The organism is Cutibacterium acnes, assembly GCF_003030305.1.
Classification (GTDB): Bacteria; Actinomycetota; Actinomycetes; order Propionibacteriales; family Propionibacteriaceae; genus Cutibacterium; species Cutibacterium acnes.
Window position 1 is genome coordinate 1,284,048 of record NZ_CP023676.1, and the last position, 19,440, is coordinate 1,303,487.

Annotated in this window: 17 protein-coding genes, 1 tRNA gene and 1 pseudogene; 8 read left to right on the forward strand and 11 right to left on the reverse strand. The window is 57.7% G+C overall.

Annotation, left to right across the window (positions count from 1 at the left end; translation table 11 throughout):
* The first annotated feature begins 230 nt into the window (after positions 1-230).
* Entirely contained in the window at positions 231-1,868 is a 1,638-nt protein-coding gene (locus CPA42_RS06420; protein ID WP_002516795.1) for an HAD-IA family hydrolase, read from the forward strand.
* Positions 1,869-1,942: 74 nt separating this feature from the next.
* On the opposite strand, the gene CPA42_RS06425 is transcribed toward CPA42_RS06420, so the two are convergent.
* Genes CPA42_RS06425 through CPA42_RS06440 form a run of 4 tightly spaced genes read right to left on the reverse strand, consistent with a single transcriptional unit; the run spans position 1,943 to position 6,044 of the window.
* Entirely contained in the window at positions 1,943-2,332 is a 390-nt protein-coding gene (locus CPA42_RS06425; RefSeq protein ID WP_002516797.1) for a DUF3054 domain-containing protein, read from the reverse strand.
* Complete coding sequence (locus CPA42_RS06430; protein ID WP_002516869.1) at positions 2,329-4,515, reverse strand: YhgE/Pip family protein; 2,187 nt, start codon at positions 4,513-4,515, stop codon at positions 2,329-2,331. The genes CPA42_RS06425 and CPA42_RS06430 overlap by 4 nt, the downstream gene beginning before the upstream one ends.
* A 3-nt stretch (positions 4,516-4,518) precedes the next feature.
* A complete protein-coding gene (locus CPA42_RS06435; RefSeq protein WP_002516860.1) occupies positions 4,519-5,424 on the reverse strand; it encodes an ATP-binding cassette domain-containing protein in 906 nt (301 codons plus the stop codon).
* Complete coding sequence (locus CPA42_RS06440) at positions 5,424-6,044, reverse strand: TetR/AcrR family transcriptional regulator (protein ID WP_002518931.1); 621 nt, start codon at positions 6,042-6,044, stop codon at positions 5,424-5,426. The genes CPA42_RS06435 and CPA42_RS06440 overlap by 1 nt, the downstream gene beginning before the upstream one ends.
* 146 nt (positions 6,045-6,190) lie before the next feature.
* Here CPA42_RS06440 and prcB point away from each other — a divergent pair, with 146 nt between their 5' ends.
* From prcB to CPA42_RS06470, 6 genes and pseudogenes are all read left to right on the forward strand, one after another.
* Positions 6,191-7,027, forward strand: a complete 837-nt coding sequence (prcB, locus tag CPA42_RS06445) for a proteasome subunit beta (RefSeq protein ID WP_002516776.1) — start codon at positions 6,191-6,193, stop codon at positions 7,025-7,027.
* Positions 7,027-7,614 (forward strand): annotated as a pseudogene (gene prcA / locus CPA42_RS13135) (proteasome subunit alpha); the annotation flags it as partial. The gene prcB and the pseudogene prcA, both read left to right, overlap by 1 nt.
* Positions 7,517-8,788: a prephenate dehydrogenase gene (locus CPA42_RS06455; RefSeq protein ID WP_073842136.1), complete on the forward strand. Its 1,272-nt coding sequence runs from the start codon at positions 7,517-7,519 to the stop codon at positions 8,786-8,788. The pseudogene prcA and the gene CPA42_RS06455, both read left to right, overlap by 98 nt.
* A 62-nt stretch (positions 8,789-8,850) precedes the next feature.
* Complete coding sequence (gene cmk / locus CPA42_RS06460; RefSeq protein ID WP_002516760.1) at positions 8,851-9,522, forward strand: (d)CMP kinase; 672 nt, start codon at positions 8,851-8,853, stop codon at positions 9,520-9,522.
* A gap of 64 nt (positions 9,523-9,586) precedes the next feature.
* Positions 9,587-10,957, forward strand: coding sequence for a ribosome biogenesis GTPase Der (gene der / locus CPA42_RS06465; RefSeq protein ID WP_002516772.1), 1,371 nt, complete (start codon positions 9,587-9,589; stop codon positions 10,955-10,957).
* Positions 10,958-11,020: 63 nt separating this feature from the next.
* A tRNA-Pro gene (locus CPA42_RS06470) sits at positions 11,021-11,094 on the forward strand.
* 489 nt (positions 11,095-11,583) lie between these two features.
* Here the strand turns inward: CPA42_RS06470 and rbsK are convergent.
* The 5 genes from rbsK to CPA42_RS06495 form a co-directional block, all read right to left on the reverse strand.
* Positions 11,584-12,498, reverse strand: coding sequence for a ribokinase (gene rbsK, locus CPA42_RS06475; protein WP_002516803.1), 915 nt, complete (start codon positions 12,496-12,498; stop codon positions 11,584-11,586).
* A gap of 1 nt (position 12,499) precedes the next feature.
* Positions 12,500-13,573 carry an aldose 1-epimerase family protein gene (locus CPA42_RS06480; protein WP_002516774.1) on the reverse strand — a complete coding sequence of 358 codons (1,074 nt, stop codon included), beginning with the start codon at positions 13,571-13,573 and terminating at the stop codon, positions 12,500-12,502.
* Positions 13,560-14,993 (reverse strand): L-fucose:H+ symporter permease, encoded by a 1,434-nt coding sequence (fucP, locus tag CPA42_RS06485; protein ID WP_002516790.1) that lies wholly within the window; start codon positions 14,991-14,993, stop codon positions 13,560-13,562. The genes CPA42_RS06480 and fucP overlap by 14 nt, the downstream gene beginning before the upstream one ends.
* A complete protein-coding gene (gene deoC / locus CPA42_RS06490; protein ID WP_002516781.1) occupies positions 14,990-15,643 on the reverse strand; it encodes a deoxyribose-phosphate aldolase in 654 nt (217 codons plus the stop codon). The genes fucP and deoC overlap by 4 nt, the downstream gene beginning before the upstream one ends.
* 101 nt (positions 15,644-15,744) lie before the next feature.
* Positions 15,745-16,656 (reverse strand): sugar-binding transcriptional regulator, encoded by a 912-nt coding sequence (locus CPA42_RS06495; RefSeq protein ID WP_002525408.1) that lies wholly within the window; start codon positions 16,654-16,656, stop codon positions 15,745-15,747.
* Between the two features lie 215 nt (positions 16,657-16,871).
* Here CPA42_RS06495 and CPA42_RS06500 point away from each other — a divergent pair, with 215 nt between their 5' ends.
* A complete protein-coding gene (locus CPA42_RS06500; protein WP_002516778.1) occupies positions 16,872-17,720 on the forward strand; it encodes a Cof-type HAD-IIB family hydrolase in 849 nt (282 codons plus the stop codon).
* Between the two features lie 10 nt (positions 17,721-17,730).
* Here the strand turns inward: CPA42_RS06500 and CPA42_RS06505 are convergent, their stop codons facing one another.
* Together CPA42_RS06505 and CPA42_RS06510 are read right to left on the reverse strand one after the other, a co-directional pair.
* Complete coding sequence (locus CPA42_RS06505; protein ID WP_024513562.1) at positions 17,731-18,948, reverse strand: acetyl-CoA hydrolase/transferase family protein; 1,218 nt, start codon at positions 18,946-18,948, stop codon at positions 17,731-17,733.
* A gap of 106 nt (positions 18,949-19,054) precedes the next feature.
* Positions 19,055-19,327, reverse strand: coding sequence for a hypothetical protein (locus tag CPA42_RS06510; RefSeq protein WP_002518926.1), 273 nt, complete (start codon positions 19,325-19,327; stop codon positions 19,055-19,057).
* Between the last annotated feature and the right edge of the window lie 113 nt (positions 19,328-19,440).

Here is a 19,440-nt window from a genome sequence, read left to right on the forward strand (position 1 = left end):
TCACGTTGACGGTGAATCCCTTGGCGTCGACGCCATCGATCACCACCCCTATGGTGGCGCCGGTACAGTTTCGGTTACACCGCCTGCCCGAACCTCGAAGATCGCGCCAAGGTGGTGAAACTATTCGATCCGACGGGGATTCGGTGTACAACTGTCAGAGGAGTTCCAACTTCATCCTGAACAGTGCACCGACGCCTTCGTCATCCATCACCCGGAGGCAAACTATTTCAATGCCAAGTGAGACGCACACCGCGACCGCCGACCGTTTTTTCGCCGCTGTCTTGTGGGATTTCGACGGTACTCTCGTCGACACTGAGTCCCGGTGGGTCGAGGCCGAATTGGCAATCCTCGCCTCACACGGGATCGTCTGGGAACCTGAACAAGCCAATGAGTTCACCGGGGGACCGCTGACTGATGTTTGTGAGGCGATGGCTGCCGACTTGGGCGGTTCAGTTACCGTCGACGACGTCCGGTGTGAGCTCATCACCATGGTGTCGCAGTTCAATCGGGAACGTGATGTGCCTTGGCGCCCCGGCGTCTTGGACCTCCTCACCGAGATCCGCGAGGCCGGTATCCCGATGGGGATCGTCACCGGGTCTGCTCATGCTGTTGTCGAGCCGGTATTGGAGGCCATGGCTGAGAGGATCGGTAACCCTTTCGACACTGTCGTAACCTTCGATGATGTCATCCCGGAGACGGCTAAACCTGCCCCGGACCCTTATCTTCTTGCCGCTGAGCGCCTCGGTGTCAGTATTACTGATTGCCTGGCCATCGAGGACTCCCCGAAGGGAGCAACCTCGGCCACCTCGGCCGGCGCTGCGGTGCTGACCGTCACCGGACTGGCGAAGGTCGGCCCAGGTCCACGGCGGGTTCATCGTCCCGACCTGTCAGGTTTGTCGTTGGCTGACGTGGTCAGTCTCTGGCATCTCGCTGACGAACCAGCGGCCCCGGTAGCTAACGGCGGTGGGGGAGTCCTACGCGCTGGCGAAAGAATCACCCTCACCGACCCAAAGGGCCGTAAGCACTCGATCGTTCTGCAACCCGGCGGCATCTTCCACACCACGAAGGGGGCGGTACGTCATGACGACCTTATCGGAGGGCCTCAGGGAGTGGTCGTCACCTCTGTCGGTGGTTTGGACTTTTTGGCTATGCGCCCGATCCTGAGTGAGTTCACAGTATCGATGCCGCGCGAAGCCGCCATTATTTATCCCAAAGAAGCAGCCCAGATCACCATGTGGGCCGATATCTTCCCCGGGGCACGAGTACTAGAAGCTGGCGTTGGATCCGGGGGACTGTCGATCCCACTGTTGCGTGCCATCGGTACGAAGGGGTGCCTACATTCCTACGAAAGGCGTCAGGAATTCGCTGATGTCGCTCGCAAGAATGTCGAATCCTTTTACGGAGAGATTCCATCTACGTGGGATCTCAAAGTGTCTGACCTGGTCTCTGGTATCAGCTCAGAACCAATTGACCGGGCTATCCTTGACATGCTCGCCCCATGGGAGTGCGTCGAGACGGTGGGCAAGGTTTTGGTCCCTGGCGGTGTGCTGTGCTGTTATGTCGCAACAACGACTCAGATGGGGCGAGTCATGGATACTCTCCGCGCTCATGGCGGATGGACTGAGCCATCGGCTACCGAGACGACGACGCGTGACTGGCATGCTGAAGGGCTGGCGATTCGTCCGGCGCACGGAACGACGGGCCATACCGGATTCCTTGTCATTTCACGTCGTCTTGCGCCAGGGGTGGCGGCACCGATGCGTAAACGTCGCCCCGCTCCGGGAGCCTACGGCCCTGATTATCACGGCCCGCGTCCGCGCAATATCACCGAGCACGACCAGTGGCGGCTGCCCAAAGAGGAGAAGTGACGACCGTCACTGACAATTATTATCTCACGTTGTACGAGGGCCGGCGGGTCATTCTGCCGGCCCTCCTTCTTTTGTCACGGGTGTTCTTTGCGTCGCATTGCTCGGATGGCTGCTGCTATGGCTCGCCAACCGACGAGGGTAAGAGCCAAGAAGCTTGCCGCGACGGTGACAAAAATCACCGCTACGCCTTGACCTGTGAAGTAGCGCACCACCATCCCGACGATGAGGGTGGATACCCACAGCACCACCCCAGCTAGCCACCGCAGAGCCGCGACACGCGCCGTTACAACGATGACCCATCCGACGACGAGACCCAGCACAAAGGGGGTGCCGGTTCGAAGCAAACCTCCCGGTGACAGTACCTCACCGTGGCTGGCCCTCCCCATCGTCGCGAAGAGAATCACGCAGACAACGTCAGCGACCAGCGCACGTCGTACCGATGGAGATGCCAATTCGTCATTCATCGCGGTCTGACCGAGAACGCGAAGTCTGCTGTAGAAGTCGAAGTGATCATCGGCGGGTGCAAGTCACGCATGCGGAACAGCTTGTGGCGGTGAACAAGAACCAAAGTGATGATCATCGAGATGACGAGGATACCGCCCTCAACAGCGAATCCAAGTGCCAGTGTCGACATCGGGCCACCTGAGATGAGCACACGGAAAGCATCAACGGAGTACTTCATCGGCATAACAACCGCCAGTTTCTGGTAGACGGGCGGCAGCATCGTCACGGGGAAGGTTCCGCCACAGGTGGGCAATTGGAGCACCAGAAGGATAAGGAAGATTGCCGTCTGGGGCGATCCAAAGATAAGCCTCATCCAGAACGCCAGCATCATCCACGACAGAGATGCCAATGTCACAAATCCAATGAAATACCAGGGATGAACAGGATCTAAGCCCAAGATAAGCCATACACCAAAGGCCATGATGTATGCACCGGCCAAGGCGATGACGGCTAGTGGACCGAAGCCAACCAGGGCAATCGACAGACTGTTCGCCCTACCAGTCATGGCGCGCCCGGAGAAGGTACGCACGACGAGGAAGGTCGAGATGCAGGCAATCCACATGGCGATCGAGAAGAACATCGGCGCCAGCCCACGACCGTAATACTTCGCGGAGTGAAGGATGGTCTGCTCAATGTCGACTGGGGAGCTCATGATATTGGCCAGGTTCGAACGCTTATCGTCCGACAGGCCGGGGATTTGCTTGGCACCAGAGTCGAGACCTCGATGGAGCTGAGTCGCGCCCTTGGACAGATTGTCCGAACCGGTCTTGAGCTGTCCCAGTCCATTGCTCAGCTGCATGACGCCGGATACGATCTGAGGAGCTTTCGCAGTAAAGGATCGACCAGCGTCAGTGGCATCATTGACGGCCTTATTAAGGTCCTTAGCGACTGAATCAGCGGTGTCCATGGCGCCGTTAATCGTTTCCAACCCGTTGTTGACTTGCTGCGCATCTTTGTTGAGCCGCCCCAGCGCCGCAGTGGCATTATTCGCTAGAGTGTCCGCATTCTGTTGGTTGAGGCTGAGGTTAAGGCCAGCCGACACATTCGCCACTGCTGCAATGTTGGACGACACGGTTGTGGTAGAACTCGCGGCGCCATTGATCTGTTTTACCAAGGCAATGTAATCAGGATCGCCGGCGAGTTCAGGGTGTTTCGCAGCAAGGGCAGTCGCCTTATTAACGACACCTGTGACGTCGTGTTGAATCTTAATGACAGAATCACCGTTGGGGTTCTGCAGGGTACCGGTCACTGACACGAGATTCCTGGCCTGTTTTTGCAAGGTAGGAAGATTCTTTGTCACGTTATTAATAAGCGGAACCATGGCTGAGTTGACAGCTTGGGAATCAGCCATGACATTTTGAGCAGCGCCGGTAATCGCCTGGGCACCCACGCGCGTCTGAGTAACGGCGCTCGACGTCTTTGCTGCCGCTGAGTCGGCATTCGCTAACGCAGAATTCACCTGGTTGACGGTAGTGGTGGAATCACCGACAGCCTTCGTTGCCCCCAACACCTTGTTGTTCATCTCGGTGACTCCAGCGTCAAGAGTCTTTAATCCATTATCGATCTGCGCAGATCCATCTGACGCTTTCGATAGCGATTGTTTGATGACACCCAGGTTGACGAAGAGCGCGTTGAAATACGTTTCAGAGACACTCTGGTCCAAGGCCTGTTCCAAGGCAGTCTGCACCTGAGAGGTCAACAGACCGATAATGAATCCGTTCGCGTCATCACGGTGAAGTTGGAGGGTCGCTCGCGCAGGCCTGAAGTCCCCCGCTGACACGATATTTGTCGAGAAATCCTCTGGTACCTCAATAATCATAAAGTACTCAGCGTCACGGAGCCCCTGATAGGCCTTATTTTCGTCAGTGCCCAAGAACTGCCAATCGAAACGCGGGTTTTTCTTCAGGGAGTTCTGAAACTCTTGACCGCCATTAACTGTACGTCCACCGAATGTAGCCGGCTTGTCATGGTTAACAACAGCGATCTTGACCTTGTTGGTGTTGGAGTACAGATCCCAGTTAGCGTGAAGATAAATACCACCATAGAGTAGCGGAATGATAAGGATAAAGATTAAACCGAGTTTGGAGCGTCCTTTAAAGCGCCGAAACTCGAACTGTACGAGCCTTATAAATCGAGTCAGCATGCGTTATCTCCGAGGGGAGTCATCGGGACAGTCATTTTCTGTCGAGGAGTTGTTGTCGGATATGTCATCGAGCGCGCCATAGATCTCTCGAGGGACGTCGGGCCGGATATTGTCTTTGCTCTCGAGGGGAATCCGTGTCACCTCGGGAGCTTCAGGGTCCTGGGAGTTGCCATCAGCATCCTTGTTAGTGTGGATATCCCTGACAGCATGGACACGGTTGTGAGCCGGCAGTTCCACATCCAGGGATCCCGGTGGTGCCATGTCGTCATCGACGGTGGCCGCAATAATCGTCGAGTCGTCGAGCTCAGTGAGTCTCGAAAATATCTCGAACAGCAATTTCTGCTGGTTATGCGGCACCATGACGTCCGCGTCGTCAATGACGATCACCTTGGTCTGTCTGAGCATGGCCAGGGCCACGGATGCGACGGCACGTTCAATGGCTTCAAGCTGCTCGAATTCGCAAGAGCGATCGATACGAAACCCGACAATCTCTTCGATCTGACGCACCCTGCTTTCAGCCTTCTTGAGGTTAACGGCATCAAGGTGACATCGCTCAGCGACAGATTCATTGAGAGTCAGACGATCTTCAGGCACAACGTAGTCACCGATTCGAGCTACAGAGGTTCGTTGGATAGCTCGGTAGGGCTCTGCCATGGCGTCGATACCGTCGATAATGAGGGTTCCCCTCGTTCGACGGAACCGTCCGCACAGTGCTAGCAGAAGCGCTGACTTGCCGGCCCCAGCAGGGCCGTGAATGACGGCCAGTTGTCGCGGCGCCAGGTCCATATCAAGGGGGCCAAAGATCATTCCCTTACGCCCTTGAGCATTCAGGTCGCGGGCGTAGAGCACCGCTCCCGAGGCGTCCTCGACGGCCTGGGCGTCGACCGAAGGACGTTTCGAGAAACGCATCACTGAAGAAACCCCCTGATTGCACGTTCGATGACATCGGTAATGACCTGGCGGTCAATAACTGCACTTGCCACAGAAAACTCCAAGGCAAGCACATTGACCAAACTGAGGACAACCACCGCGAGACTGCGTGGGTTGGCAGCGTCAGCGGACTCGATGTGGTCAAGGACACCGTACTGGGTCATCAACTCGGCCAGTTGGGCGATCCGCTGTGATTGGAGTTTCGAATAGGCTTTAGCGATCTCCGCGTCGCGACGAGCAAGGGCGCGGAACTCCGCGAGGATCACCTGCCACGGGGCATCCTCCAGAAGAATTTCCGTGAGCTTCTCACTAATATTACGCATGAGGTCGTCAGGACGTTCGCAACTGGACAGGATGGGGGACAGAGCGTCAACAAGATCCCTCTCCCCGTTAGTAAGGCGGGCAGCGCACACCTGACCAAACAGATCGGGCTTCGATCCGAAGTTGGAGTACACCGCCCCCTTGGTGAATCCGGCATCCGTGGCAATGCGTCGCAGACTGGCGCCGACATAGCCGTCCCGTTCAAAGTTGTGGGCGGCTACGGCAAGTATTCTGCTTCTCACCTCATCGCGGTGAGGTCGTTCTACTGCGGCAGGCATCACAAGTTGTCGTCTTTCGAGGAATCCAGAACTAGATCGGTGGCGGTACCACCGGTATCGGATACCAATGGTATCCGTCTCTAGGGTCCAGCCCAAATCGGTCGGCTAGGGTAGAAAACCCGAGTGTCGTCGTGACGAGGAGGGTCATGCCATTGTCGTTATCCGATCTCGATGGGGATTACCTCATGTCGAGTACGACCACCGATTCCTTCGCCGTGCTTCTACGGCGAGTCGCTCCTGAACTCTTACCCCCGACGACCGTCGACACCAGCGTTCCCGAACTGTTGAGGCACGGCAGAACTGTGCTGGCGATTCGCTACAACGGGGGAGTCGTCGTTGCCGCTGATCTGGGCTCCGCATTGGCAAGACGCCTCGGTCAGACCGACGTCGACCGTATTCTCGGCACCGACGACCGGTGCGTTATTGGCGTCGCCGGGGCAGCCGGCCTGGCAGGGGAGATGATTCGCCTGTTCCAAGCTGAGGTCGACCACCTCGAGAAGATTCAAGGACAGCGGATCAGCATGGATGGCTGCGCCGTCAGGCTGTCAAGTCTGGTGCGTTCTCATGGAACGATGATGGCTCAGGGGCTCGCCGTCACACCATTACTGGCAGGCTGGGATGAGTTGGCCCATCGCGGCCGGATCTTTTCCTACGACGGTACTGGCGGGCAAACTGAAGAACATTCCCATGCCTGTGTGGGGTCGGGAGCTCTGTTTGCAAGCGACGTTCTCAACGAAGACTACCGAACAGGGATGGATCGGGATGAATCCGTGGCGCTGGCTATCCGCGCCCTTGACACAGCTATCAGCGATGACAGCCCGTCGTCTCTGTCGGGACCTGATCTGTCGCGCGGCCTGTACCCGACAGTGGCATGTGTAGATTCCCATGGCGTGACCCGAATGCCCACCGAGGAGGTGGCGGTACTGACGAAACGGCTAGTCGACCAGGTCACCGCCGAATCTGATCGTGAGGAGGCCCAATGATGACGGTTCCAGCCTATGTTCCACCGAGTGAGTGGGTAACTGATCGTTCCACGTTTGTCTCAGATTCCATTCGCAATGGCGGCGACGGTATCGTCGTCGCTCGATGCGCCAACGGGATCGCGTTGTTAGCGCGTCAGTGCGGAGCCGACCTTCCTAAGGGCATGCGATCGGTCTCTGAAATCCACGATCGTCTAGCCTTCGCAGCCGTCGGTCTGTTTCACGAGGCAGACGAACTCCGAGTGGCCGGTATCCGCTTTGCCGACCTGCGCGCCTACGCCTACGGCCGCCTCGACGTCACCGGACGCAGCCTGGCCAGTATGTATGCGCGAATTATTGGCAAGACGTTTGCCCGCATCGACGTTAAGCCTTATCAAGTCCAGGTCACGGTCGCCGAGCTTGGCTTGGTCCCCTCGGAGGATCGCTTTTACACGATTGATTTCGACGGTTCTGTACGTGCCGGCACAGGCCCCATCCTGATGGGTGCAACCGGTGAGAACTCCCTCGACCTGCCCAATAACGCGCCGGTATCCGAGGTCGTGCGAGCTGCGGCACATGTCCTTGACGTTGAGCCCGCGAACCTTGAGGTGGGTTTGCTTAACCGCCACGCCTCGACGCGTCGTCACTTCCGACGTCTCGACGCCGCGACCGTGTTGGAGGCCGACGGTGACGGATCCTAATCGCGTCGAGCCGACGTTAACCGGACCGGTCCTTATCGTTGGTGTCGGCCTTATTGGGGCATCCATCGGTAAGGCCCTGATGCGGGAGGGAACCGATGTTCATCTGTGGGACATCGATCGCGATAATTCCCTCATTGCAGCCGGGCACGGAGCGGGCAGACTCGGTAACCTGGCTGACGATGCGTACCGGATGATCGTGATCGCGACCCCACCGGCCGTTGTCGCGCAGACGGTCGTTGAGCGGCTGACGCGACATCCCCAAGCCGTGGTCACCGACACCGCGTCAGTGAAGGGGGCTGTGTTGGCCGAGTTGACCACGCTGGCTACCGAGCACGAAATCGCCATTTCCCGCTATGTGGGTTCCCACCCCATGGCCGGAACCCAGTGCACCGGCCCTCTGACAGCCTCCACCGAACTCTTCGTCGACCGCACCTGGGTGGTAGCCCCTCGCACCGACAACCGTTACGATGACGTTCAACAAGTCGTCGCTCTGGCCCGGGCCTGCGGTGCTCGGGTGGTGAGCATGGATGCCCACGAGCACGATCGAGCGGTCGCGGAGGTGTCTCACCTACCCCATCTCATGAGCATCCTCACTGCGGCAAATTTGCGCCGTGCTCGTCCTGAGCACCTGAGCCTCGCAGGGCCCGGCATTCGCGACGTCACCCGGATCGCTCGTTCCCAGACGACAATGTGGCGTCAGATCCTCAGTTCCAACTGTGTTGAGGTCCGCAGCCAGTTGGAAGCTATTCGTGACGACCTCGATGACTTGCTGTCTCGTCTTAACGATTCGGAACGCTTAGAAGAGTTCCTCAGCGTTGGTCAGGCCGGCGCCCGCAAGGTAGCAGGTAAGCATGGGCATCAGATGGTGGAGACGACTGCCGTCGTCGTCGAGATTCCGGACACCCCTGGTGCTTTGGCACGATTATTTGCTGACGTCGAAGCTGCTGGAATCAATATCGAAGACTTGTCGGTGGAACATAATCCAGCCCGTGAGACTGGTTTCTTGTCGATTGACGTTGCCCCGAGTCGTGCCGAACAGTTGACCGCGTCGATGCGCAATCACGGCTGGTCGGTACGATCCTGACACGTGTCGGTCGATGCCGATAGTCTCGCCCCGTCAGATCGCCATCGTAAAGCAGGCAGAACGTGTCAACCTCACCTCTCGTCATTGCCATCGACGGGCCCAGCGGGTCCGGCAAGTCGTCGACCTCTCGCGGGGTCGCGAACCGGCTCGGGCTAGCTCGCCTCGACACCGGATCGATGTACCGCGCGGTAGCTTGCCGCGTTGCTCATCTAGGTATTGATCCGACCACGAATCCACGTGATGCCATCAAGGTGGCTCAAAGCTGTCACCTAGAGATTGATACCTCAGCTATCGATGACCGCGTCGTAATCGATGGGGAAGATGTCACCAAGGAGATCCGAGACCCGCAAACCAGTGCGAAAGTGTCTGCGGTAGCAACGATTCAGCCGGTTCGTGATGCTCTAACTGCTCGCATGCGTCAAGTCGCAGCTGACCGCGGTCGTATCGTGATGGAAGGACGCGACATCACGACTGTGGTATGCCCCGACGCACAGGTTAGAGTGCTTCTCGTGGCTGACCCGGCCATTCGCGTTGCACGGCGTCAGGCTGAGTTGGGGGAAAAAGTCGATATGGCCCAGGTCATTGATTCGATCGTGCGTCGTGACCGGGACGATTCGACTGTGTCGACCTTTGAGGAGCCGGCTGAGGGGGTCACTGTGGTCGACTCCACCCACCTCAATTTGGATCAAGTCATCGACGCTGTCATTGATCTGGTGCCCGTCACGCTGCGCTGAGCAGTATTTTTCCTAGCGCCACACCGTGTACCGTGGTTTAGTCCCCTAGCAGGAGCGTGCCTTCATGTCTGACTCGCCCGAGTTTCGCAACGACCCCAGCGACGACATCGAGGAGGCTCTTCCCAAGCCTGTTGTTGCCGTCGTCGGTCGGCCCAATGTCGGTAAATCCACCCTCGTCAATCGCATCCTTGGCCGCAGAGCAGCTGTCGTACAGGATGTCCCGGGAGTGACCCGTGACCGAGTGTCTTATGACGCGGAGTGGTCTGGTCGCCAGTTCGTCCTCGTCGATACCGGCGGTTGGGCCTCCGATGCCTCTGGCATGGCGGCCATGATCGCCGAGCAAGCCGAATTGGCTATCTCAACTGCTGACGCCGTTCTCTTCGTCGTTGACGCGAACGTGGGCACCACCGACGAAGATGAGGCCGTCGTCCAGGTACTGAGGCAGTCTCGTAAGCCCGTCGTGGTAGCTGCCAACAAGGTCGACAATGCACGCGGCGAGTCTGAAGCAGCGACAATGTGGAACCTAGGACTGGGGGAGCCCCACCCCGTTTCCGCCATGCACGGACGCGGTTCAGGTGACCTTCTTGATGCGCTCATTGCGGTACTGCCGAAGGAGCAGGCTAGCTACGAGTCATCGGACGGACCGCGTCGGGTCGCCATTGTGGGCAAGCCGAATGTCGGCAAGTCGTCTCTTCTGAACCGTATAGCGCGTCAGAACCGCGTAGTCGTCTCGGATATTTCCGGGACGACGGTTGATCCCGTTGATGAGTTAGTCACCGTTGGTGGCACCGTCTATCAGTTCATTGACACCGCTGGTTTGCGCAAGAGGGTCAAGGAGGCCTCCGGGCACGAGTACTACGCTTCACTGCGCACCCAGGCTGCCATCGAGCGTGCCGAGGTCTGCGTGGTCGTCATTGATGCCTCGGAGTCGATCAGCGACCAGGACCTTCGCATCCTCACGATGGTCGAGAATGCGGGTCGGGCGATGGTCATCGCCTACAACAAGTGGGATTTGACCGATGAAGAGCGACGCCGCTATTTAGAGCGCGAGATCGAGCGCGACGTTCAGGCCTATTCGTGGGCGCCGCGGGTCAACATCTCTGCGCTCAACGGCCGGAATGTCGACAAGCTCGAGAAGGCTATTGAGACGGCCGCAGAAGGCTGGGAGACGCGCATTTCGACCGGCAAGCTCAACGCATTCCTTGGACGTCTTGCAGCTGCCCACCCACACCCGGTGCGGGGAGGGAAACAACCGAGGATCCTCTTCGGGACCCAAGCCCACAACTGTCCGCCGACGTTCGCCCTGTTCACATCGGGGGTATTCGACCAAGGATATGTGCGGTTCATCATCAGGCGGCTGCGTGAAGACTTCGGCTTCGCCGGTTCACCCGTCCATGTGGAGATCCGACCTCGGGCGAAGCGGCAGAGGAAGTGAACAGTTTTGTCGGCGGAACGGAAGTACGCTAATGTACTTCTTCGGGTCACCGAGTGATCCAAACGGGCTGTGGCGCAGTTTGGTAGCGCACTTGACTGGGGGTCAAGGGGTCGCAGGTTCAAATCCTGTCAGCCCGACGTTTTGAGGTTCCCACGAGTCTACGCCTCCGGGCTGATGCCTAGGCCTATCGGGCTTAACAGCCGATGTGAGCGCAGATCGGATCTATCTTAGAGCGGTTGCCCGGGATGCTTTGCGACGTAATCTGCGCTCATTCTAACCTGCAGCACAGCCCGTTTCGTCGTCACCAGTTCAGCCCCCTATGGTGCTGCCCTCCGGAGCTATCGTCCAGACGGATTCCGACTCCGCCGGATCCGGATGTGCAACTGTTTCGTGTCGTGCCCTCCTCACCGCGAGGAATGCCTCGTCGAGGAGGCCCTGCCGCTATCAAATCGCGTCGTAGTCTTCTCGCCAGGCCCAGCGGATTCATTGCAGACTTCCCGGTGGAGCTCGATCGGCCGGATCGATACCTAGTTTCGTAAGCTACGTCACAAGCTCCTCGGGCTCCTGTTCTAGGTACTACAGGGATCGTCGGATGGTGGGGCCGGGTTCCCAATGTCCCAGACCCACTATGATCTCAGCCACTCCGGGAGACTTCCATCGGCCAAGGCATACGAGCTCTGAGTTCCGTGGCGTGTGACCGAGTCAGCCGCATACCTGTTTCCTGCACGAATCGCAGCTATCACGTCGCCGTGATCTACCCATTCTTTAGCAAAGCAGCCTATGAAGGCATCGCCAGCACCTGTCGTGTCCACGGCTTGAACAACCGGGGCCTTGATGATTTTGCGTCCTTCTGCGTGGGCCCACATCGCACCACGCGAGCCCAAAGTTACGATGATATTCGTGATGCCCGCTCCCAGCAGCACATCAGTAGCCTTGCCGATATCATCGAGGGTGTCTACTGGCATCCCCGTTATGAGTTCAAGCTCGGACTCGTTCGGCATGAAGAACTCAATTCCGCGGATTCGCTCAAGATCCAGTTCTGGTGCGACCGGAGCCGGATTGAGGAGTATTGGGATCCCCAGTACGTCCCCTAACTCAATCGTGGCGTAGACCGTCTCCAACGGAATCTCCAGCTGCAGCATGATGAGTTTGCACGTGGCAATGTCTTGTCGGGCACCCTCGACATCAGCAGGACTCAGCTGAGCGTTAGCTCCCTTGATGATGAGGATGGAGTTACGCGATTCTGGATCGACGAAGATCGGTGCCACCCCGGAGCTCGCATCGGTACGCAACACATGGGTAGTATCGATACCGTTTTTGCGAAAGTTGTCCAACGTGGTGTCGGCGAACACATCGTTGCCCACTCGGGTGACCATCACGACCTCTGCACCGAGACGTGACGCAGCTACTGCCTGATTCGCACCTTTGCCGCCGCATCCCATTCGGAATTCGGGAGCCTCGACGGTTTCACCGTCTGATGGCATGCGATGAATGTACGAGATGAGGTCCACCATATTGGACCCAACAACGGCGATATCCATGTCACTGCGCCTTTCGGTCAAAGGCCTCGCCTTGAGCAAGAAGCCCGGTAGTTACAGAGAACGTGCGGGTCGCACCAGCATCCAGATGAATGAGGGTTCCCGCAGCTTCGGCAGCCAGTCGCCCCTCCGGCCTGCTGGTACCTGGCAGCACGTATGCGGCCACCCTTTGATCTGCGTTGTGAAGTATCCACCGGGTGGCGACAGGGAACTGGTCTGTACGGAAGCGGGTCACGAAGTTGTGATGAGCACGGGCCTGCATTCTGAACTCGGCAGTCTTGCCATATTGCGGTAAGTCGTCTGCGACATACACGATCTCGGGATCGAATGCCTCGGCACCGACCAACGAGTCAGCATCGATCTTTCCAGCGAGAATGTCCTCATTAATCCGGAGCCACTGGCGTGTTGGCGCCACGTGGTTCGGTACGCTGCGACGCAGTTGGAAGGCTCCGTCGGGCAAGGACTGGCTCATCCGGGCCTCCGGAATAAACGCATAGTTCATGTGGCATATGTACTGCAATGGCATCGATTGATACTTTGACAAATTGGTGACCTCAAGGCCGATGTCAAACATGGCTGAGCCGGCTCGCAGAGTTACAGTGGGTCGCGCAAAATAATGATGCCCGAAACCTATGCGGTACTCATATTCACTGGACAATGTGACGGCAGTAACGCCACAGGGTTCGTGCCTTGTAACAAGACTTGCCGAGCGCATTGGTGCACAGGGAAACTCTCCATGTAGTGGGTGATCGTCCTCTGGGGACGGGCATCCCGCCGCCAGCAGACCGGAGTGGAAGGCGAAGCACCCATACGTCTCGACGATCTGCCTGGCCGGCACTGGCATATCGAACATATTGTCCATTCGTAGAGATTGACCGTCAAACACGGCATCCCACAAAATCTGACCCGTAAAGGGAAGAGCCTCGATATACCCACGGGAATTGCTGATCCGCAAAGCCGCAATCCCGGTGGAGTACCGCCACGCAGTTACGATCCATTCACCCGTTCGGAGAACGTCACGTCGCCTTTCGTCAAACAGTTCTGGGTACAGGATGATCTCGAGGTCAGTGGTTGGCATGAGGGGCCTCCTTCAGAGCAGCAGGTGCGATGTCACAGATTTGTTTCTGATCGCGACGATCGACGACTAAGAAGAACACGAAGATCGCGGTGAAGCAGAAGGCGTTTACGATAAAACTGAGTCTCATGGATCCTGTGGTGTCGGACAGGAAGCCCTGCACTACTGGAATGGCAGCACCACCGATGATCGACATAATGATGATCGCACCGCCAGTCTCGGTGTAGCGCTTGTCCTCGATGAGGTCAAGGTTTCGTGCGAAGATCGTCGCCCATCCCGGCCCCAACAGCGCCGAGGCGATCACCGCTGCATAGACGGTTGTGAAGCTTGGCACCACGACGATGTAAGTGATACATAACACTCCGAGCAACGAATACGCCATGAGAATGCCGTTCTCGCTCATTCGGGTCATGAGCAGGTTGGCGATGGTTTTTCCAAGGAAGAAAGAAATGAATGCAGCAATCAAATAGTTCGCGGCAGTACGCTCATTTAATGCCGGATCAAGATTCAAAGCCAGCCGGATGGTGAAGGTCCATAATGACGTCTGCAAGCCCACATAGAGGAACTGTGTAAAAATTCCAGCACGGAACAAACGGTTCTTCGCTAGGTATGCAAGAGTTTCACCGATGGGGGCTTTGGCTTCTTCCGCGTCGTTGCGCAACGGCTTGGAGTGCGGGTACTGGGTGATGGCGATGAGCACCACGAGCACTATCAACATAATGATGATAATCCTGTAGGGATCGAGCGTACGCCCCAACGCTTCGGCGGTGATAGCCTCGCGCTCAGCCACCGTGTGGGCGCGGGCTACGCGCTCGTGCAGCGCAGCGCCGTCGGTGAACACGAGGAATTTTCCCATGAGGGCCCCACCCAAGAATCCCAACGACGTGAATGTCTGAGAAATATTAAGGCGCAGAGTTGCATGTTTCCGATCACCGATCATCGACGAATATGTGTTCGCTGAAGTCTCCAAGAAAGACAAGCCAACGGCGATGGAAAACAGGGCAGCTAAGAATACCGTATACGTAGCCACACGCGAAGCCGGGAAAAACAACAGGCATCCGAGAATGTACACACTCAAACCAATGAGCAGGCCCGTCTTGTAGCTGGTGCGACGAATTACTCGGCTCGCAGGTATGGCGATAAGGAAAAAGCCGCCGTAAAAGGCTGACTGCACGAATGCACTAGCAAGATCCGAAAGAGCAAACACAGCCTTAAATTGGGTGATGAGGATGTCGTTCATGCTCGCCGCCATTCCCCACATCGGGAAACATATCGACAGCAGAATGAATTGGAAGAATGGGGTGCGATTCAGGTATCCGTCACGCAACTGCAAGGTGTGGTCCTTGATGAGGCCCCACGACGCGTTGGGGATGCCACGATCCACGTCCGTGTCGTTGACGACAGTGGTGTCTTTGGTGATCACAGTGCCTCCTCGTCAACAAGGAGGGCGACCCCGGCGGAGGCACCGATGCGGGTGGCACCAGCCCTTAGCATCGTCGCCACGTCGTTGTGGGTACGAATGCCGCCGGATGCTTTGACCCCTAGCCGATCGCCCACAGTACGGCGCATAAGTGAGACAGCCTCGGCGGTAGCACCGTGTCGAGAGTATCCCGTAGATGTCTTGACGAAATCGGCTCCACACCGTTCGGCGGCCTGGCAGGCACGGGTAATCTCCTCGTCGGTGAGCTCGCTGACTTCAAGGATAACCTTGACTATGGCCATACCGGCGGCGTCGACGACGGCGGATATGTCAGACTCGACGGTGTCCCAGTCATCATCTTTGACGGCTCCTACGTTGATGACCATGTCGATCTCATCAGCGCCATCATTGACGGCAGCCTTGGTTTCAGCGGCCCTAATCTCGCTCAGGTGTGCGCCAGAGGGGAAACCGATGACCGAACACACACGTGGGGCGTGTCCGGCTAGCTCGTCTGCTGCCAGCCTCACCCGGGTTGGGCTGACACAAACAGTGGCGAAACTATGATCGACGGCCTCGCGGCACAGGGTCCTGATGTGCTGCGCCGTGACATCGGGGGCTAACAGCGTGTGATCGATGAGAGCGGCAATGCTCATGTGAACTCCTTTGCTCAGAGCGATCACTGTAGGGCCGCCGTCATCCTTTCGGGTGGCACATTCGTGCCAATGCGAGGCCACGACATGACGCGGGGCCGTCGTCAGGCGTACTTGAGAAGCAGCTCAGCGGTAGACACGTCCGTGACGATGTGGTCCACATAACCTCTTAATGTCGCAGCGCGGACAAACTCGACTTGATGTGCTCCGTGAGTGATGAGCACGGTGCGTCGACTCCGACGCAGCTGAGCCAGGGTGGGGCTCGAGGTGCGTTGACCCAAGGTCGGGGCCACCACTCGTCCATCAGCATCGATGAATCGCCCACAAAGGTGTCCCACCGCATTTCTACGGATCTGTTCGCGTTCCTGCGAAGTCACCAGATCACTACGACAGATAAGGTCCATATCCTGTCGAGAGGAGCCAAGTATGAGTACGGCACTGCTAGCACGTCGACTCTCGTGTTGCCGCGCTTCTGGTGATTCTTCGGCTGTCAATCGCGCCGTGACACTGGGATGTAGCAATGGCACTGGGCAGGGGTGGACTTCCACATCCGTGCGTTCCATAAACGTTCTCATCGAGAGGTGAATGTCGTGGCCCGGAGCCGTGCCTGCACATTGATACAAAGCCCGCGGCCGCAGCGGCGCACAGGCCATTTCCAGCGCGCAAGCTTGCACCGTCCGTGACCACCAGAACGAAGCATCTTCCTCACCGGGGAGAACGAGGTTGCTCGTCAAGTGGGCAGCACCGGCAGCCAGAGCGTGTAGCAGGTCTCCGGTCGTCGGACCGGAGGGACTGACGAGGAGTAGTCCGGCGATTCGAAAATGCTGAGTCAGGGTCTGCACGAGTTCCCGATCGGATTCGCGTGGATCAACAACATGGGTACGGATGTATCCCAACTCACGCGCGGTTGCCAATAGTTTCGAGACCTGGGGACGTGACACGTGCAGGACCTGTGCTACAGCAGCCTGATCTAGCCCTCGTAGGTGGTACAGCCGAGCAGCGTCCAGAGCCATCATCTGGCGAGAACTGAGGGCTCTTCGGCCGTTAGTGCGACCATGAGACGATGAAGGCACGCTGGTGAGCCTAATCCGTAGGCATACCGAGCGCCACCACGAAACTGGTATAGGGAGCCGATCGTCCCGTTGCATTGCAGACGTCGCCCACACATAGTCAGTGCAGTATTTATACCGATCACGCAGCAAGACGATTTCGCTATCCTGACCAGGTGGACATGCCAAATCCAACCCCGTTCCCTGCCCCCGCAGACGACCTTCGCCTGGTGGTCTCCGACATGGATGGCACCCTCCTTGACGGCGACGGGAACATTCCCTCGCAGCTATGGCCCCTACTGGAGACGATGAGGGATCGTGCCATCGCCTTCGTACCGGCCTCGGGCCGCCAATGCACTACACTATCTACGATGTTCGGCTCTCACTTGCAGGGCATGCCAATCATCGCGGAAAACGGAACCTACGTCGTCCGTGACGGTGTCGATATCTCGTCGTCGACCATCGATCCTAACCTCACCCGTGAGGTCATTACAGGGGTTCGGCAACTTCGCAACGACGGCCATGACGTTGGCTTGGTCGTCGCCACCAAATCCATCGCTTACCTTGAGCGCGGAGACGACCCCTTCGTTTCCCATGTAGCGACTTACTACCACAGCCACAGAATCGTCAAGGATCTCAGCGAACACACCGACGACGTCATCAAGCTCTCCATCTACGACTTCAGGGAAGCCTCAGAGGCCACCTACCCGACGATGCAGCGCACCGCCCCCGAGCACCAAGTAATCCTCGCCACCCCTAACTGGGTCGACATCATGAACCCAGGCGTCAACAAGGGCAGTGCCGTCGAGGCTGTCCAGCGCGACCTTGGCGTCACTGCTGATCAAACAGCCATCTTTGGCGACTTTCTCAACGACCTCGAGATGATGCCCATGGCGAAGTGGTCCTTTGCCATGGCCAACGGCCATCCCAACATTGTCAAAGCATCGAATTACGTGGCACCACCGAACACCGAAAACGGCGTCATTACGGTCCTTGCCGCGTTGCTAGGTACCCGCGTCCCGATCACGTGACGGCCACAGGTCAGACCAGGGATAGCTCTTTGGCCTCGCGCCAGAGTTTTTCTCGGGCATTAGGATGAGCGGCATTGTCGATGAGTTGTCGCGCCTGCTCCTCTTGGGATTTCCCGAAAAGATCTGCGATGCCCTGTTCGGTGATGACCACCGAGGGCTGGGTCGCTGACGCAGGGGAGCCCAACAGTCCGACAATCGTCGAGCAGTCAGCTTTTGGATGCCAACTCAGCATGGCAATAAGCGCCTGTCCGCCAGGGGAATGCATTGACCCGACCAGGAAATCAGTTGACCCACCGATCCCAGAATGGATTTTTCCGCGCAGCCGGGTGGCGTTGACTTGGCCGAACAGGTCGACTTGCAGGGCCGCATTAATGCTAGCCATTTTCGGCTGAGTTGCAATAAAACTCGGATTATTCGTTTTCTCGCAGCGCAACAACTGTACTCGCGGGTTTTCATCTAACCATTCATAAAGGGCAGGCGTTCCCATGGCGAAAGTCCCGGTGAGGAGACGGTCGTCAAGGCTGTGAGCCTCCTCGAGCAGCCGGATCGAGTCAGTAAGTAGTTCAGTCCACACGCCGAAGGCCCTATCATCAGGCAGCATCGCCACCACAGCGTCAGGAACAGCGCCGATACCGACTTGGAGGGTTGCTCCGTCGGGTACCCGGGAGGCTACGAGCTCGCCAATCCTCCACGCAGTCGGGCCAGGCGACGGCATAGCGGCCGTCGGCAACGGGGTGTCGACAATGACTCCGATATCGATGTCGTCAACATCGACAATTCCGTCCCCGAAAACATAGGGCATGCTGGGATTAACCTGAGCGATAACGAGGGCTCCTCGGCGTTTCGCTGATTCCAGCGCAGCGGGGAGAACCTGCACCTCAATGCCCATGCTCACCGCGCCGTTGTGAGGCGTGCTGGTGTGGAGGAGGAGAATGTCCGGGGCGAAACGGTCTTCGTAGAGTCGTGGGGCAAGGCTCAACCGGCACGGGACATATTCGAGATTCTCAGCGTGACGGGATCCGGGACCAATAAAGACCGTCTGGTGAATGACTCCTTTGCGCGTCGGCACGCCAACCGGGGCGTTGACACACGCAAATCGCCACGTCTCTAAGCATCGGTCAACGGCGTCGAGGAGGGGCAGGGGAGTGGCACCGGAACCAGTACACACCACCCGAGGTCGGCCTGTCACACCTTTTAGAACGCGTTCGAGGTCGGCTAAATTTATCATGCGCACGACAAAGAGAGTAGTGGCTCACAACCGGGTCACATGCATGATGACAAAAACTGGCAGAATAGAGTTGATGTCATCCCGTCTACCAGCTCCTAGAACCAGCTCAGAGAGTCCCGGTGTCGGTACCGTCGAGACTCAGTACACAACTGTCGCGATACCGGACGACCCTCTTCATCTGGTTGCAGATGGGCGTCTCAATCACATCACTGTCGCTTACGAAACCTACGGGAAGCTCAATACGTCCAGCGACAATGCGGTCTATACCTGTCATGCGCTTACTGGTGATGCCCATGTAGCCGGATTTCACCCCGGTGTAGTCCGTCCAGAGTGGTGGAATATCACTATCGGGCCGGGTCACATCATTGACACTAGCCATTTCTTTGTCATGTCATCAAACCTTTGGGGGGTTGTTCTGGCACCACGGGACCAGCTTCGATTAGGATCCGGACTTTGCCAAAGGCGACTACCACGACGCGCATCCCAACACCG

Bases quoted from the DNA above. Each gene is read 5' to 3' on its own strand.
- CPA42_RS06420 (WP_002516795.1), top strand. From the start codon at position 231: ATGCCAAGTGAGACGCACACCGCGACCGCCGACCGTTTTTTCGCCGCT.
- prcB (WP_002516776.1), top strand. From the start codon at position 6,191: ATGCCATTGTCGTTATCCGATCTCGATGGGGATTACCTCATGTCGAGT.
- CPA42_RS06500 (WP_002516778.1), top strand. From the start codon at position 16,872: ATGCCAAATCCAACCCCGTTCCCTGCCCCCGCAGACGACCTTCGCCTG.
- deoC (WP_002516781.1), bottom strand. From the start codon at position 15,643: ATGAGCATTGCCGCTCTCATCGATCACACGCTGTTAGCCCCCGATGTC.
- CPA42_RS06435 (WP_002516860.1), bottom strand. From the start codon at position 5,424: ATGCGTTTCTCGAAACGTCCTTCGGTCGACGCCCAGGCCGTCGAGGAC.
- rbsK (WP_002516803.1), bottom strand. From the start codon at position 12,498: ATGGATATCGCCGTTGTTGGGTCCAATATGGTGGACCTCATCTCGTAC.
- CPA42_RS06480 (WP_002516774.1), bottom strand. From the start codon at position 13,573: ATGCCAACCACTGACCTCGAGATCATCCTGTACCCAGAACTGTTTGAC.
- CPA42_RS06425 (WP_002516797.1), bottom strand. From the start codon at position 2,332: ATGAATGACGAATTGGCATCTCCATCGGTACGACGTGCGCTGGTCGCT.
- CPA42_RS06505 (WP_024513562.1), bottom strand. From the start codon at position 18,948: ATGATAAATTTAGCCGACCTCGAACGCGTTCTAAAAGGTGTGACAGGC.
- CPA42_RS06495 (WP_002525408.1), bottom strand. From the start codon at position 16,656: ATGATGGCTCTGGACGCTGCTCGGCTGTACCACCTACGAGGGCTAGAT.
- CPA42_RS06430 (WP_002516869.1), bottom strand. From the start codon at position 4,515: ATGCTGACTCGATTTATAAGGCTCGTACAGTTCGAGTTTCGGCGCTTT.
- CPA42_RS06510 (WP_002518926.1), bottom strand. From the start codon at position 19,327: ATGGCTAGTGTCAATGATGTGACCCGGCCCGATAGTGATATTCCACCA.
- CPA42_RS06440 (WP_002518931.1), bottom strand. From the start codon at position 6,044: ATGCCTGCCGCAGTAGAACGACCTCACCGCGATGAGGTGAGAAGCAGA.
- der (WP_002516772.1), top strand. From the start codon at position 9,587: ATGTCTGACTCGCCCGAGTTTCGCAACGACCCCAGCGACGACATCGAG.